Origin of the sequence: Mucilaginibacter frigoritolerans (assembly GCF_007830615.1) — a bacterium.
Taxonomy (GTDB): domain Bacteria; phylum Bacteroidota; class Bacteroidia; order Sphingobacteriales; family Sphingobacteriaceae; genus Mucilaginibacter; species Mucilaginibacter frigoritolerans.
The window spans coordinates 32,609-49,364 of sequence record NZ_VLLI01000010.1 but is presented as its reverse complement, the minus strand read 5'-3'; the positions used below and the strand labels follow the sequence as shown (position 1 = coordinate 49,364).

Here is a 16,756-nt window from a genome sequence, read left to right as displayed (position 1 = left end):
TGGCCGTTCCCATATGGGGAACGGCTTTTTTAAGTAAAAGAATTTTTACTTTTTTTAATTATATATGAAAAAAATCTCCCTGTTTACAACGTTAATATTTAGCGTTTTTAATCTGGTGGCCCAGCAGCATCAGATGTCGAAAAGTTATGTGGTTCCGGATGACACACTTGTAAGAGAAAAGCTTGGCCAATGGAAGAATCTTAAATTTGGACTTTTTATGCATTGGGGTACCTATAGCGAATGGGGCGTTGTAGAGAGCTGGAGCATATGCCCCGAAGATGAAGGCTGGACACAGAGGAGAGGGCCTTACGGAGCAACCTATAACGGCTATGTAAAGGCATATGAAAATTTACAAACCACTTTTAATCCAACTCAGTTTAATCCTGAAAAATGGGTTGCAGCAGCCAAGTATGCAGGGATGAAATATGTGGTGTTTACAACCAAACATCATGATGGCTTTTGTATGTTTGATACCAAGCAAACAGATTATAAAATAACCAGTACCAAAACTCCATTCTCATTAAACCCGAGAAGCAATGTAACTAAGGAAATCTTTAATGCATTTCGTAAAGAGAACTTTATGATAGGTGCTTATTTTTCAAAACCCGACTGGCACTCTGAAAATTACTGGTGGCCCTATTTTCCGCCTAAAGACAGGAACGTGAATTACGACCCTGCCAAACACCCCGAACGCTGGCGAAAATTTAAAGACTATACTTATAACCAAATACAGGAATTAATGACCGATTATGGTAAGGTTGATGTTTTGTGGCTGGATGGTGGTTGGGTAAGGCCTAAAAGCACCATTGATACCAGTGTTGATTGGGAAAAAACTATACCTTATGATCAGGATATTGATATGGCAAAAATAGCTGCTATGGGGCGTGCTAAGCAACCCGGCCTGATTGTAGTTGACCGTACTGTAGCCGGACAATATGAAAATTACACCACTCCTGAACAAACTGTCCCGGATAAGCCGCTTGACCATCCGTGGGAAAGCTGTATTACTATGGGAAATTCGTGGAGCTATGTCCCAGGAGATAATTATAAATCAGCTAATCAGATTATTTCTCTATTGGTGAAAATAGTTTCAAGAGGTGGCAACCTGCTCATGAACATAGGTCCCGGACCTAATGGTGATTGGGATCCGATAGCATACGACAGACTAAAACAAATAGGTAACTGGATGCAGATAAATGGCGAAGGTATTTACAACAGTACCAGTATTGCACCTTACTCTGAGGGTAATATTTATTACACTAAATCTGACCATAGCAATACAGTTTATGCATTTGTATTGTCTGAAAAGGATGTAGTAACGCTACCCGGTCAATTGCACTTTCATTTAACTTATCATGTAAAAGTGAAAAAAATAAGCCTGCTTGGTAACACTCATAAATTAAAGTGGACTACTGATAGCACGGGTTTAGTAGTTAATGTACCAGCTTCTTTACAGTCAGTGAACGGTTTGGCAGAGGCAGCGGTATTTAAGATCCAATATTAAATTATAAAGGCTTCTTGAATGGATTATTCAGGGAGCCTTTATATTTAGTCTCCTAGTGAGGCAGTTTCTTTTGGATTAATCCATAAAACCATGTGCCGGCAATAGCGCTTAACAAAGTGATGCTGATCACCATAAAACCACTTCCTATTTGTGCGAATAGCGGCCCCGGGCATGCGCCTGTAATGGCCCAACCCAAGCCGAAGATGAGTCCGCCATATACATTACCCCAATGGAATTTCTTTTTCGGGATAACGATGGATTCGTGATGGATTGTTTTGAGTTGGAGCTTTTTGATAATAAAAATAGAGATCATCCCAACAATAATTGCACTACCTATTATTCCATACATATGAAAAGCTTGCAGACGAAACATTTCCTGAATACGAAACCATGATATAACCTGCGATTTTACCAGTATGATGCCGAATAAAATGCCAAGGATTAAGAACTTAATATTTTTCATTGATTAAAACTGAAGTAAATAGGGGAGGATAAACCATGTTGTTACAAAGCCACCTATCATAAAGCAGCATGTAGCTACAAGTGAGGGCCATTGTAACGAAGATATGCCCATAATTGCATGGCCGGATGTACAACCACCTGCATAGCGGGTGCCGAAGCCAACCAGAAAGCCGCCAATTACAATAAAAATAAATCCCCTTATAGTAAGTAACTGACTAAAGCTAAAAATGTCGTGTGGTAATAATCCGCTAAAATCTTTCACACCTAGCTGCTTTAAGGCTATTATGGTGTTTGGATTAAGATTTACCGGCCCCGGCGCTGATAAAAAATAAGTTGCTATAAAGCCACCGGCCATAATGCCTGCAACAAAAAACAGGTTCCAGCTTTCTTTTTTCCAATCATATTTAAAAAAGGAAATATTTGCCGGTATACAAGCTGCGCAGATATGCCTCAAGGAAGAAGATATACCAAAAGCTTTATTGCCCAGCAGGAGTAAAGCCGGTACTATTAATCCTATTAATGGGCCTGCAATATACCAGGGCCACGGTTGTTTAATGATGTCCATTTTACTTGTTTATTACGGGCAAAGCTACAAATAAGTAAAACTATACTCAATTAGTAGAAAAATAGATTGATACTAAGCGTAAAGTTTACACTAACTGTTGTGAATGGCAGGGAGAGCAATGATTAATGAAATTTTAATAAGAAGGTAATAGATAGTTGATTTTTGAGGAAATTGGCGTTATAGATTTTAAAGTAACATTTTAGGAAAGTGTATTGAACATGATCATTAATGTTTTGAAAAAATGATAAAAATTCAATTTAAACCTTGTTTTGATTGAGTTTTTGTAAGTATTTAAATGTTTTTTAATATTACTTGATTGTAATCAATGTGTATTTAAATTGTGTTTTTTGTAAAAAAAATGATACAACTCTTTGTGAAACAATAAAAAAAATCCTTAATATTGAATTTAATATTTCTTAACTAAATACACTAAGGTAAAATATGTTTGGTTACGAGTCGTACGACGATGTAGAGTTAATTATTTTGTTGAGAAAGGGGGATCTGAACGCTTTTACCACTATTCATAAACGGTATTACGGTGTTTTATATAGCCATGCTTACAAACGATTACCAGACAGGGAAGAAGTTAAGGATATTTTACAGGAGTTATTCACTTATATTTGGAATAATAAAGAAACCATAAAATTTAATATTAATCTACAGGCTTATTTATATACTGCTGTCAGAAATAAAATATTAAATGTGTTTAAGCACCAAAAAGTCAAATCAGATTACATTACATCATTTGAAGCATTTTTGGTTAATGACCAGCCCACTCCCGATGAAACTTTAAGAATTAAGGAACTGATAAGCATAATTAATGCTGAAGTACGCGCCCTGCCTCCTCAAATGCGACTTATTTTTGAAATGAGCAGAAATGCCAATCTATCTCATCTGGAAATTGCAGAAAAATTACAGATCAGTCCGCTAACAGTAAAAAAACAGGTTAATAATTCACTCCGGATATTACGCGTAAAATTAGGAACTCATTTTTTTATGATGTTTTTTTTAATTTTTTTTCTTTTTCATCTACTCCCTCGCCAGTTTTGAGTTGTATACGATATAAATAAGGATAAATACATCCTTTACATATATGCAACCATCAGATATTGAACAATTATTAGAAAAGTATAACGAGGGTATTGCTACGGCAGAGGAGATTGCTTTAGTAGAAACCTGGTATACTAAATACAAAAGTACAGTACCCGATGTACCTCATCAGCAATTAGAAGAAGATCAGGAGCAGAGCTTAAATGAACTGATAACTGAAATTACCGGTAAAAATAAAAGAGGGTATTGGCACACGCTAGCCATAGCGGCTTCAATTCTGGTTTTCCTTTCTTCTGGTATCTTCTTTTTAATATCGCATAAGCAACTACAGCCTTTGGCACTTAATAAACCAGTAAAAGTAAAGAGCGATATAGCACCTGGAGGGAATAAGGCATTATTAACTTTATCAAATGGGAGTACTATCGTTTTAACCGGGGCTAAAAATGGCACCCTGGCCAGCCAGGGAAACATGGTTATTAATAAAACAGCCGATGGCTTGATCAGCTATGCTGATACCAAAGAAAATGCCTCATTAAAAAGCCTGGTTTACAATACTGCAAGTACTCCGCGGGGTGGCCAATACCAGTTTGTTTTGGCAGATGGAACTAAGGTTTGGTTAAATTCTGCATCATCCATTAAATATCCTGTACAATTTATTGGCAATGAACGTAAAGTTGAACTTACGGGTGAAGCTTATTTCGAAGTTGCTCATGATGCTAAAAAACCATTCCGCGTAGTATCTAACGGCCAAACGGTTGAGGTTTTAGGTACTCACTTTAATGTAAACGCATACGGTGATGAAGGTGAAGTTAAAACCACCTTACTTGAAGGAAGTGTTAAGGTATCATCACAAAATGCTAACAGTATGATAAAACCTGGTGAACAGGCACAATTTAACAACGGAAAAATCAGCATAAAAAATGTTGATGTAGATGAAGTAGTAGCCTGGAAAAACGGATTTTTCTATTTCGAGGATAATAATATCCAGGAAGTAATGCGGCAACTGGCCCGGTGGTATGATGTAGATATTAAGTATGAAGGCAAATTGCCATCGAGAGAGTTTTCTGGCGAAATCTCAAGGAATGTTAACGCATCTCAGATACTTGACATTTTGAGCTTTAAAAAGATACATTACAAAATTGAAGGAAAAACAATTGTTGTAATGCCTTAAGATAATAATTAACTAACTAATTACTCATTAAAATTAAAACTGAATGGAAAAAAAATTACAAAAACGACCTTAAATTCCGGTCATCCCCATCTCAGGTTAATTCAAAAAAAAGACGCACTCCGACGGCAATCGGAATGCGTGTAAATATTTGAGCTAACCCTCCCGAAAAAACGGGAATATGTTTAGTGTCTCTAACTATCTGTTAACCCAAACTCAACAAAAGTATGAAATTAAATGCTTTTTCTTTAGTCACGCATCAGCCGTGGCTACGTAAAATATCTTTAGTTATGAAATTGACTACCCTGATCATGTTTATCGCCCTGTTGCAATGCAGCGCAAAAGGCTTCAGTCAGAAAATCAATTTAAATGAAACCAATTTTCCTTTAAAAAAGGTTCTGCAACAAATAAACAAACAAACCGGCTACGTGTTTTTTTACGATTCGCAAGATGTAAAAGACAAAGTGGTAAGTGTTCAGTTAAAAGACGCCTCGGTAAGTGAAGCCTTAGCCGAGTGTCTTAAAAATCAATCGTTAACTTATAAAATAGTTGATAAAACAATTGTTTTGCAACAAAAAGAAGCTGCGGTAATTGATAAAGTTACCAATATGGTTGTGGCTCCTGTTACTATAAAGGGGCAAGTGCTTGATGATCAAAATACGCCTTTACCGGGTGTAACCATTAAAGTAAAAGGTGGTAAAGCCGTAACCGTTACTGATGTAAACGGTAAATTCAGTATTGATGTGCCTGATGATAAAGCTGTATTGGTGTTTTCATTTATCGGTTTTGAAACTCAGGAATTACCGGCAACTCCCGGAACTCCAATTACTGTAGCCATGAAAGCTGCTGTAGGTGGTTTACATGAAATTGTTGTTACCTCTTTCGGTATTAAAAAACAACAGGCAGCTTTGGGTTATGCTACCAGTACAATAAGCTCAAAAGAAATTACAGAAGCCGGTAATACAAACTTTGCATCGGCTTTATATGGTAAAGCAGCCGGTGTAGCAGTGAAAACGGCTCCGGGTGGTGCAAGTAGTGCAGTTACCATACAAATACGCGGTATCAATTCTATCGGCTATAACCAACCACCATTATATGTAGTGGATGGTGTCATTATCAGAAATCAGCAGCAATATGGCGCAAGCGGATTTAACAACGGTGGTTTTTATAGCGATCAGCGTATTGAAGGTAATGGCGTACTTGATATTAACCCTTCTGATATTGAAAGTATTAATATATTAAAAGGTGGTAGTGCTACAGCTCTTTATGGCTCGGATGCTGAGGGTGGTGTAATTGTTATTACTACCAAAAAAGGTATAAAAGGTAAAGGCCCGCAAGTTGAATTTAATTATTACGGAACGGAAGAGCAACCTGCTTTTTTACCAAATTACCAAAATGTGTATGGCCAGGGTTATGACCGGGCAACTAACATTGCACTTGGGTTTAATGCTGATGGCTCTGTTCCTGATGCTAATTCACCATCTGGCTGGAGGCCTAACTTTAGGGCTTACGCTGATTTTGGTCCCAAAATGCTTGGACAAAAAGTTCAGTGGTGGGATGGATCTATACAATCCTATTCCCCACAACCTAATAATTATAAAGACATATTCAGAACAGGTACCAGCTCAAGTGCCAACTTATCTTTATCAAACCAAACAGAAAATTCTGATTATAGAATCTCTTACACCAGGCTTGATTATGATGGTATCCAAAGAGAATCAGGTGTGCACAAAAATACCTTTAACTTAAACAGCACGCTGAAACTAAGTGATAAAACAAGTGTGGATGTGGTTGCCAATTATGTTAATACCATAACTGACAATCGACCGTATCAAACCAACAGGTTGGCACAATCATTCGATGGTTTTTTTGGTCGTGAAGAAAAAATGGGCCTGGTAGAGCAAAAATACCTTACATCTGAAGGCTATGAATATGCCCCGTATAATAATACACAGCTAAACCCAGCCGAGGCATTTGTTTTTAACGTTAGGCCAAATTTGTACGATTATTTTTTCAGTACTTTAAAAAATACGTATACAGAAACTGAAAATCGTTTGTATTCAAGTGCTACTTTTAACTGGAGCATTATCAATCACCTTAAATTTAGGGTTAGGTTAGGAAATGACTATACTGGTCGTAATACAGAAGCAGATAACTATAATACCTATCCGGTTGCATTTAACACTACTTCAAGCACAGGAGCCTATAACGTAGCTACAGGTATATATTCTATATTATATGGTGATGCTTTGTTAACGTATAATAATAACATTACAAAAGATATTAATTTAACCTTTACAGGTGGTTTTACCGCAAGGCATGAAAGCTACCTTGATGAGGCTTCAGGTACTACAGATGGTTTGGTTACAGCAAACTTTTTCTCTCTTAGTAACTCTTACGGAATTTTAAGTACTAGCTATGCCAGACAATACCTGGTAAAAGAAGGTGCATTTGGCCTTTTGGACTTGTCATATAAAAACTATTTATTTTTAGAAGGCTCATTGCGCCAAGAATCAGCATCAACACTGCCTCCGCAAAATAATACTTATTACTACCCTTCTGTTAATGGAAGTTTCGTGTTTAGTGATGCCTTAAAAAGTTCAATGCCATCGTTTTTAAGCTACGGTAAGTTAAGACTTTCTTATACGCAAAATGGTAACCCAGCGCCAATTTATCTTTCTAATGTATCTTATACACAAACATCTTTACAAACTCAGAGCAATGGTTCAGTATCTCAGTTAACTTTATCAAATGCTTACGGTAATAATACCCTTAAGCCTGAAAGAAAACATGAATATGAAGCAGGTATTGAACTTCGTTTTTTAAATGATAGATTGGGCGCTGATGTTAGCTACTATACAAATAAAATAAATGATCAGATTTTGCCTTTAACTGTATCACCAAGTAATGGTTCAGGCAGTCAGATAGTTAACGTAGGTAGTATTGGCAATCAGGGTTTAGAGGTAGCTCTAAATGCTACACCAATTATTTCGAGTGGTTTTAAATGGGATGTACGTTTAAACTATTCATTTAATAATGCCAAAGTTTATTCATTAGCACCTAATGAGCCTGAAATAGATGTGTATACTGCTGAAAGCAACTCTATTAAAGTAGTTGCCAAACCAGGTGAGGCTTTGGGTGATATCTATACTTATGGTTTAAAGAAAGGTGCAAACGGACAAAATTTAGTAGATGCATCCGGATATTATGAAGAAGATCAGTCACACTATATAAAAGCGGGAAATATACTTCCTAAAGCAGTTGGTGGTATTTCCAATACTTTCTCCTATAAAAATTATTCAATTACTGCTTTAATTGACTACCACTTGGGTGGCCAGTTAATTTCAACTCCTTTAAAATATGGTATCAGCTCAGGTATGTACACCAGTACTTTAAAGTATAGGGATGCGGCTCACGGCGGATTAACTTATTATATTAATTCTGCTGGTACTTATGTGCAACTATCATCTAATGCAACAAAAGGACCTAACGGCGAAACTGTTTACCATGATGGTTTGATACAGCAAGGTGTTTTGGCTAACGGGCAACCTAACAATATCATGATTGATGCAGCAAGTTATTACGAAAACCAATTCTCAGCAGGTGGTGGTAGTGGCGATAATGTAATTGATGAGAACCAAGGTTCGGCCATATACAATAATAGCTACATTAAATTGCGCGAGCTCTCCCTTAGTTATGGATTGCCACAAAGTTTGGTACACCATTTAGGCATGTCAAAAATAAGGTTCTCTTTAATAGGTCGTAACTTATTGTACATCTACCGTACCTTAAAGAATCTTGATCCGGAAACAGCTTTGGGTAGCCAATGGTGGAACGAGGGTATTGATAATGGTTCAATACCTGCAACCAGAAGTTATGGTTTCTCAATAAACGCCACTTTTTAATTCCTTAAAATTAATCAGACGATGAAAAAAATATTTGTACATACCTATATTTTACTTTTGCTTGCTGTATCGTTCAGTGCATGTAAAAAAACAATTAAAAACGACTATTTAAATCCAGAAAAGGTGACCAGCGCTTCTATAAGTGGCTTTTTTACCGGAATGCTGAATAGCGACCGTGTAAGACCAGCCTATTGGAACCTGCGTACCTTTTTCTTTCCACAAATATCTGTCTATGCTCAAACTACCGCATTTTATAATGCCGGGCAGTCTTATCAGCCTAATGATGGCTATATAGGTGAGTATTGGTCGGATTTTTATTATCCAGCTGGTAACGGCAGTGGCCCATTGGGTACCTATCGTACCATGCAAACTGCATTTGCTGCTCTTTCAGCAGCCGATCAGGATGCGCAAAAAGTTTATATGGAAGCTGCTAAAATTGTGCTTGATGAACGTGCTGCCAAAATGGTAGATATGTGGGGAGATATACCTTTTACACAGGCAGGGAGTTTGGAAACTACAAGTACAATAAAGAATCCGGTATTTGATGATCAGAAAACGCTTTATTATCAATTTATCAGCGATTTGGATGAAGCCGCTACTTATTTTGGCTCGGTAAAGCTGGCCAGTAACGTACAATCTGCATTTAATAAGGCCGATATTTTAAACAGCGGAAGTTTACTTAAATGGCAGGAATATGCAAACTCTACCCGTTTACGCTTATTAATGCGCATTTCAAGCTATGACGAAGCAACTGCCAAAGCTGCTGTTACCACAATGTTGAGCAATCCGACTTCTTATCCGCTTATTGACGGTGGGAATGTAGGTAGCTATAGCCCAGCTAATACTGACATCCTTCTGCAAGCCTTAACTACAACTACCAGCAGTACTTTGTCAAGTGCTTTAACTGAAATTGATAGCTATTGGGCTCCTGATTATAAGTTAAACACCGTGATGCTGCCAGCAAATGATCCAAGGATTCCGGTTACATTTAATAAAAATGGTAACGCTACCTACAAAGCAATGCCGGTAACCTACGGTTCAGCTCTGCAGGATACAGCCTTTAATAATTATTCGGTTGTAGATTCTACCACCTTTTTAAATAATATTAAATGCCCGGGTATAGTAATCACTGCCTCAGAAGTTAACTTTTTGAAAGCAGAGGCTTATGAACGTTGGAGTTTAGGCAATGCAGCAGATGCTTATAATACCGCATTAACGCAATCTGTTTATTTTTATTTCTATTTGAATAACCTAGGAGGAGGTTCAACATCACCTTCCGCAACAGATATTGCAACCTTTTTGGCAAATTCTAATGTAGTTTATGCTGGTACAACACAACAAAAGCTTGCATTAATATATACGCAAAAATGGGTGCACTTTGGATTCCTGCAATCAGATGAGGCATGGGCAGAGTTAAGGCGGACAAAATATCCAGCTTTAACCTTCCCGAAACAAACGTTGTCTACATTGTATCAATATCCACCTACACGTTTGCCATATCCAAGTGTTGAAACATCTTATAATACTAATTATAGTGCTGTTAAATCAAAAGATACACCTACTACCAAATTATTTTGGGATGTAAATTAAGTTAATTGTTATACCAACCCTTTAAAAGGAGTTTGATTTTTAATATGTTGGTTGATTAGTTGCCATAGCCGGGCTTGTCCTGGTTATGGCTTTTTAAATAAGTTTTAAAAGTTACATTTGAGAAAAAATACACATATAAATTATCCTTAGGCTTACGTTATTTAAAAATGTTTATTCACCCCATGAGATCACTTCGTATCAGGTATTCAATACTTTTTCTTATTATCAGTTTTTCAGGAATTAATTTAGCAATAGCGCAAAAGCATACTTTCGCTTTAGGTGATAGCACTTTTTTGCTTGATGGTAAACCGCTGCAAATGATAAGCGGTGAAATGCACTGCGCACGCGTGCCGCGTGAATACTGGCGTGATAGGATGAAAATGGCTAAGGCAATGGGTTTAAATACTATTGGTACTTACGTATTTTGGAATGCTCATGAAGCGGTGAAAGGAAAATATGACTTTACCGGAAACAATGATATTGCTGAATTTGTAAAAACAGCTCAGGAAGAAGGTTTATGGGTGGTATTACGCCCAAGCCCTTATGCATGTGCCGAATGGGAATTTGGTGGCTACCCATGGTGGCTGTTAAAGGATAGCACGCTTAAAGTAAGGAGTAAAGATCCCCGTTTTATAGAGGCTTATCGTAATTACATCAATCAGTTGTCAAAACAATTAGTGCCATTATTAGTAACCCATGGCGGTAATATTTTAATGGTGCAAATTGAAAATGAATACGGCTCTTACAGTAATGACAAAAGCTATTTAGATTTAAATCGTAAAATTTTCAGAGACGCCGGCTTTGATGGGGTTTTATTTACCTGCGATGGCCCCGAACAATTGCCTCGTGGTTATTTGCCTGGTTATTTACCTGCTGTAAACGGGCTGGAAGATCCTGTAGCAGTAAAGAAATTAATTAATACCTATCATAACGGTAAAGGGCCGTACTATATAGCGGAATGGTATCCTGGTTGGTTTGATAGCTGGGGAGAACCACATGCCAATGTTAGCGCAAAAGAGGCAGCCTCAACTCTTGATAAAATACTGAGTGCAGGAATTTCCATCAATATGTATATGTTTCATGGTGGTACAACGCGGGGGTTTATGAATGGAGCTAACATGAGTAAAAACAACCCTTACTCCCCGCAGGTTTCGAGCTATGACTATGATGCTCCGCTTGATGAAGCAGGTAATGCCACTGAAAAGTATTTTGAATTCAGAACAGTAATTGAAAAACACTTACCAGCAGGCGAAATATTACCGCCGGTACCCGAAAAGAAGAAAACAATTGCCATCAGCGATATTAAGCTAAATACTTATGCTTCCCTGTTTAATAATTTACCCAAACCTGTTGTATCTAAAACGCCGCTTTGTTTTGAAGATATCAATCAGGCTTATGGCTTTGTATTATACCGCACTAAACTTAACGGTGAAAATAACGGATGGTTAAAAATAAAGGAATTAAGGGACTATGCTATTGTATACCTTAACGGGAAACAAATAACCGTACTGGACAGGAGATTGAAACAGGATTCTGTTTTATTAGATAAGATACCCGCAAACTCGGTATTGGACATTTTGGTAGAAAACAATGGCCGTATAAATTATGGCCCCTTTTTAACTGATAACCGCCATGGTATTACTAAAAAAGTGACCCTTGGCGGCCGGGAAGTTTATAATTGGAATATTTATAGCCTGCCATTTAGTGATTTAAATAACATTAAATACACTTCAAAGGCATTAACTGCTCAACCTGAATTTTACAAGGGCACATTTACCTTAAATGAACTGGGTGATACTTATTTGGATATGAGCAAATTTGGTAAAGGCTTTGTTTTTTTAAATGGACATAATTTAGGTAAATATTGGCAAATTGGCCCTCAACAAACCTTGTATATCCCTTCTGGCTGGTTAAAAAAAGGTGTTAACCAAGTAGCTGTATTTGATGAATTAAAAGATGGACATACAGAGCTGAACGCTTTGCCTAATGCCATTCTTAATCAGGTAGTAAAAGGAAATTAGCGAATAAAATAAAGATGAAAAATAAAATTGTGGCTTTGCTTATAGCCATTGTAGTTTCTACAGGTTTTAAAGTAATTGCACAACAGGTTGATAGTAAATATAATATTATCCCTTACCCAACTTCCTTAGTTAGTGGACAGGGACGTTTTGTAATAACCCCTGCTACAAACATTGTTTACCCTAATGGTGGAAAGTTTATAAATGAAGCTAATCGGCTTAATGAGTTTTTTGCAAATGGTTTTGGGAAGCCCCTTAAATTAAGCACAACTTCAAAAGATCACGCCATCCAATTGAAATATGATGCGGGTATTAGTGCTGATGAAGGTTACCGACTGGTGATCACCACTCATCAAATAACCATTGCTGCCAGAACCCCGGCGGGCATGTTTATGGCTATCCAAACTATCAGGCAACTATTACCTGTTAATGTTGAATATTCCAACATTAAAACGATTAAAAATCTAACACTACCGGTAGTTATTATTAATGATGAACCTGCATATGAATGGCGCGGAATGCACCTGGATGTTTCAAGGCATTTTTTATCCATAACCTATCTTAGAAAGTTTATTAATGTTATGGCGCTTTATAAAATGAATAAGCTCCATTTGCATTTAACTGATGATCAGGGTTGGCGTATTGAAATTAAGAAATATCCTAAGCTTACTGAAGAGGGTGCATGGCGCACCTTCAATAACCAGGATTCAGCATGTATGAAAAAAGCTGTTGATAATCCTGATTTTAACATTGATGAGCAGCACGTCATTCATAAAAATGGTAAAACTTTGTATGGTGGGTTTTATACCCAGCAGCAAATGAAAGCACTTGTAGCTTATGCAGCTGAAAGACATATTGATATTATACCTGAAATTGATATGCCTGGCCACATGATGGCTGCAATTAATGCTTACCCATTTTTAACCTGTAATGGAGAAAATAAATGGGGAACGCTTTTTACCAAACCAATTTGCCCATGTAACGAAAGTACCTTTGAGTTTGCTGAAAATGTATTTACAGAGATTATGAATATTTTCCCATCAAAATATATACATATAGGTGGCGATGAGGTCGACAGGAGCGATTGGGCCAAATCTGAAGCTTGTAAGGAATTAATGAAACGCGAAGGCATTAAGGATCTGCCTGCATTGCAAAGCTACTTCATTAATCGTATGGAAAAATTCTTTAATTCAAAAGGCCGTAAGCTGATAGGGTGGGACGAGATTATTGAGGGGGGTATCAGTAATACAGCTATTGTTATGTACTGGCGCGGCTGGGTTCCTGATGCCCCTCTAAAGGCAGCCAGAAATGGTAATAAAGTAATTATGACACCGGGTTCACCGCTGTATTTTGATAATCAGCCTGATCAAAACTCTATTTATAATGTTTATCATTTTAACCCGGTTCCAGCAGGCTTAGCCCCAACAGAAGCAAAATTAATTATTGGAGCCCAGGCTAACATCTGGACAGAAAATATCCCGTCCGAAAATCGAGCTGATTACATGTTTATGCCCAGAATGACAGCATTAGCAGAGCTGTTATGGACAAACAATGTTAATGATTACAATAGTTACGTGAACCGTTTAACAGATCAATTTAAGCGTCTTGATGTATTAAATGTACATTACAGATTGCCCGACCTTCCGGGAATGATCACTCAAAATGTATTTACTGAACTGGATACCCTTAGCATAGTGAAGCCTATGCAAGGCATGCAAATAAGATACACTACCGATGGAACACTACCGGGAAAAAACTCAGAAGAACTTACAGGAAAGCTTATTATTAACAAATCTGAACGGATACGTTTAGCTGCTTTTACATCAGCAGGGGCAAGGGGTGATGTTTATGATCTAAACTATCAGCAGCAAAGCTTAGCGGCACCGGTTGAAGTTAATAATACGCAACCTGGTTTAAAATGCAGTTATTACAAAGCTTTTTTTAAAGAAACCAAATTCATAAGCAAGGCCAATGCCGATAGCACATTTATCAGCGATGTTATTGCTGTGCCGCAAACTGTAAAAGCACCTTCATTCGCCATTACTTATAGTGGTTATATTGATGTTCCTGCTGATGGTGTTTATAGCTTTTACTTAACTTGTGATGATGGCGGAGTTTTAAAAATTGCTGATCGTGAAACAGTAAATAATGATGGTTTGCATTCGGCCATTGAAAAAAACGGGCAGGTAGCATTAAAGAAAGGTCTGCAAAAATTTAAGCTTGATTTTATTGAAGGTGGCGGTGGTTATACCCTTAAACTGAAATATAGTAAAGATGGTTCAGCCCCGGCTGATTTACCTTCATCATGGTTTAGGAACTAATAAATCGAATTAAAACGATAAAGAATAAATAAAATGAAACGATTACTATTAGCCGCATTATTATTTATTGGTAATGTAGCTGCTTTTGCACAAGATGCCCCAAAACCTTATGGAGCACTTCCTTCAAAAAGGCAGCTCGATTGGCAGCAAACCGATATGTATTGTATTATACATTTTAGCGTGGCCACATACACTGATAAAGAATGGGGCTATGGTGATGAAGATCCTAAAATTTTTAATCCATCAAATTTTAGTGCTATGCAAATTGTAGGCGCAGCAAAAGCAGGTGGATTTAAAGGCATTGTTGTTGTAGCCAAACACCATGATGGATTTTGCCTTTGGCCTACAAAAACTACTACACATAACATTACTCAAAGTGGCTATAAAAATGGAAAAGGCGATATCCTGAAAGAGTATCAACTGGTTTGTGAGAAACTGGGTATGAAAATGGGCGTATATTGCTCTCCCTGGGATAGAAATAACCCACTTTATGGAAAACCGGAATATGTTACAGATGTATATCGTAACCAGCTAAGGGAGCTTTATACCCATTATGGAAATCTCTTTATGTCGTGGCACGATGGTGCAAACGGTGGTGATGGCTATTACGGTGGCGCCCGTGAGGTGCGTAAAATTGATAGATCAACTTATTATAATTGGCCTGTTAACTGGGCCATTACCCGGAAAATGCAACCCGGTGCCAGTATTTTTGGTGATGTAGGTCCTGATGTTAGATGGGTTGGGAATGAAGAAGGGCACGCTGGTGAAACTTACTGGGCAACTTATACGCCTCATGCTCCGGATGCTGGTAAAATACCCTCAAACGGTTATGTGAAGGATGAGGAAGGAACCGAAGGCACTCGCAATGGCCAATACTGGATGCCTGCTGAGTGTGATGTTCCGCTTCGTTCAGGGTGGTTTTATCATCAATCTCAGGATGGACAAAGTAAATCTGCTTATGCTTTACTTAATCTTTATTACAAAAGTGTTGGCAGGGGAGCCTGCCTTGATTTGGGACTCTCGCCCGATAAAAGTGGACAGTTAAGTGATGAAGATGTAAATATCCTGAAACAATTTGGTCAAATACTAAAAGAAACCTTTTCAACCAACCTGGCTAAAGGAGCAACATTTAAAGCCAGTAATGTACGGGGAAATAATCAATTGAAATTTGGCCCTGCAAATTTGCTGGATAACAGCAGGTATACTTATTGGGCAACCAATGATGATGTTAAAACGCCCAATCTGATTATAGATTTACACACGGCTAAAACATTTAATGTTATACAGCTTCGTGAAAATATTAAACTGGGACAACGTATTGAAGGTACAGCCATTGACATTTGGGAGCAAAACAACTGGAAGCAAATTGCTACGGTAACCAGCATAGGTGCAAATAAATTGATCCGTTTGCCGCAAAATATCACAGCAAGTAAACTTAGGGTCAGAATAACAGCTTCACCTGTTTGCATTGCTCTAAGTGGTTTTGGCTTGTTTAAGGAGCCTGTGCATCTGTCGGCGCCAATTATTGAACGTGATATAGCAGGCAATGTTAGTATTCGTACTGATGCTCCGGTTGGTAGTATACATTATACTATTGATGGTACCTCTCCATCTATTAACTCGCCATTGTATGAAAAAGCAATAGCACTTGCAGATGGCGGTGTAGTAAAAGCCATCAGCTTCGAAAATAAAGATCAGTATGGTGACATTGGAAGCACAAAATTTGGTTTAAGCAAAGCTGGCTGGAAGATATTAACCGATCAAACCACAGGAAACGCTAAATCTCCGGAATATGCCATTGATGAAAATATTTATACCAATTGGAACACACTGGATGCTTCAGCTACAACAACTTTTCCACAAAGTATTGCGGTTGATATGGGTAAGCAACAACCAATAAAAGCATTTACTTATTTGCCACGTCATGATAAAGTCGCTGCGGGTATTGTTGATAGTTACGCTTATGCTATAAGCAATGATGGCATTACATGGCAAACAGTTGCTGAGGGTGAATTTTCTAATATAAAATCGAATCCTATTGAACAGGTTGTACCGCTTGATCATGTTTACAATGCCCGTTATTTTAAATTCACAGCTAAACGTGTGGTTAGTGGAAACGGAATAGCTGTGGCCGAATTAGGGGCTGAGATAAATTAAACAAAGTATATTTATA

10 protein-coding genes are annotated in these 16,756 nt (G+C 37.6%); 8 read left to right on the top strand and 2 right to left on the bottom strand.

All coding sequences use genetic code 11. The annotated features are described in order from the left end of the window. The first annotated feature begins 64 nt into the window (after nucleotides 1-64). A complete protein-coding gene (locus tag JN11_RS16495; protein WP_144914334.1) occupies nucleotides 65-1,504 on the top strand; it encodes an alpha-L-fucosidase in 1,440 nt (479 codons plus the stop codon). Nucleotides 1,505-1,556: 52 nt separating this feature from the next. Here the strand turns inward: JN11_RS16495 and JN11_RS16490 are convergent, their stop codons facing one another. Beyond that, nucleotides 1,557-1,967, bottom strand: coding sequence for a DUF6691 family protein (locus tag JN11_RS16490; RefSeq protein WP_144914332.1), 411 nt, complete (start codon nucleotides 1,965-1,967; stop codon nucleotides 1,557-1,559). A gap of 3 nt (nucleotides 1,968-1,970) precedes the next feature. After that, nucleotides 1,971-2,531, bottom strand: a complete 561-nt coding sequence (locus JN11_RS16485) for a YeeE/YedE family protein (protein WP_144914331.1) — start codon at nucleotides 2,529-2,531, stop codon at nucleotides 1,971-1,973. Nucleotides 2,532-2,972: 441 nt separating this feature from the next. Between JN11_RS16485 and JN11_RS16480 the strand changes: the two genes are divergently transcribed. The 7 genes from JN11_RS16480 to JN11_RS16450 all read left to right on the top strand — a co-directional run bounded on the left by JN11_RS16480 (nucleotide 2,973) and on the right by JN11_RS16450 (nucleotide 16,740). Continuing rightward, nucleotides 2,973-3,581 (top strand): RNA polymerase sigma-70 factor, encoded by a 609-nt coding sequence (locus tag JN11_RS16480; protein WP_144914329.1) that lies wholly within the window; start codon nucleotides 2,973-2,975, stop codon nucleotides 3,579-3,581. A gap of 43 nt (nucleotides 3,582-3,624) precedes the next feature. Continuing rightward, complete coding sequence (locus JN11_RS16475) at nucleotides 3,625-4,752, top strand: FecR family protein (RefSeq protein ID WP_144914328.1); 1,128 nt, start codon at nucleotides 3,625-3,627, stop codon at nucleotides 4,750-4,752. Between the two features lie 287 nt (nucleotides 4,753-5,039). Next, the gene (locus JN11_RS16470) at nucleotides 5,040-8,654 is read left to right on the top strand and encodes a SusC/RagA family TonB-linked outer membrane protein (protein WP_170227775.1); all 3,615 of its coding nucleotides are present in this window, start codon (nucleotides 5,040-5,042) and stop codon (nucleotides 8,652-8,654) included. A 21-nt stretch (nucleotides 8,655-8,675) separates the two neighbouring features. After that, on the top strand, nucleotides 8,676-10,244 hold the full coding sequence (locus JN11_RS16465) for a SusD/RagB family nutrient-binding outer membrane lipoprotein (RefSeq protein WP_144914324.1): 1,569 nt from the start codon (nucleotides 8,676-8,678) through the stop codon (nucleotides 10,242-10,244). Between the two features lie 182 nt (nucleotides 10,245-10,426). Then, the gene (locus JN11_RS16460; protein ID WP_144914323.1) at nucleotides 10,427-12,265 is read left to right on the top strand and encodes a glycoside hydrolase family 35 protein; all 1,839 of its coding nucleotides are present in this window, start codon (nucleotides 10,427-10,429) and stop codon (nucleotides 12,263-12,265) included. A gap of 14 nt (nucleotides 12,266-12,279) precedes the next feature. Beyond that, the gene (locus tag JN11_RS16455) at nucleotides 12,280-14,583 is read left to right on the top strand and encodes a family 20 glycosylhydrolase (RefSeq protein ID WP_144914321.1); all 2,304 of its coding nucleotides are present in this window, start codon (nucleotides 12,280-12,282) and stop codon (nucleotides 14,581-14,583) included. A 33-nt stretch (nucleotides 14,584-14,616) separates the two neighbouring features. Continuing rightward, nucleotides 14,617-16,740 (top strand): alpha-L-fucosidase, encoded by a 2,124-nt coding sequence (locus JN11_RS16450; protein WP_144914319.1) that lies wholly within the window; start codon nucleotides 14,617-14,619, stop codon nucleotides 16,738-16,740. The last annotated feature ends 16 nt before the right edge of the window (nucleotides 16,741-16,756 follow it).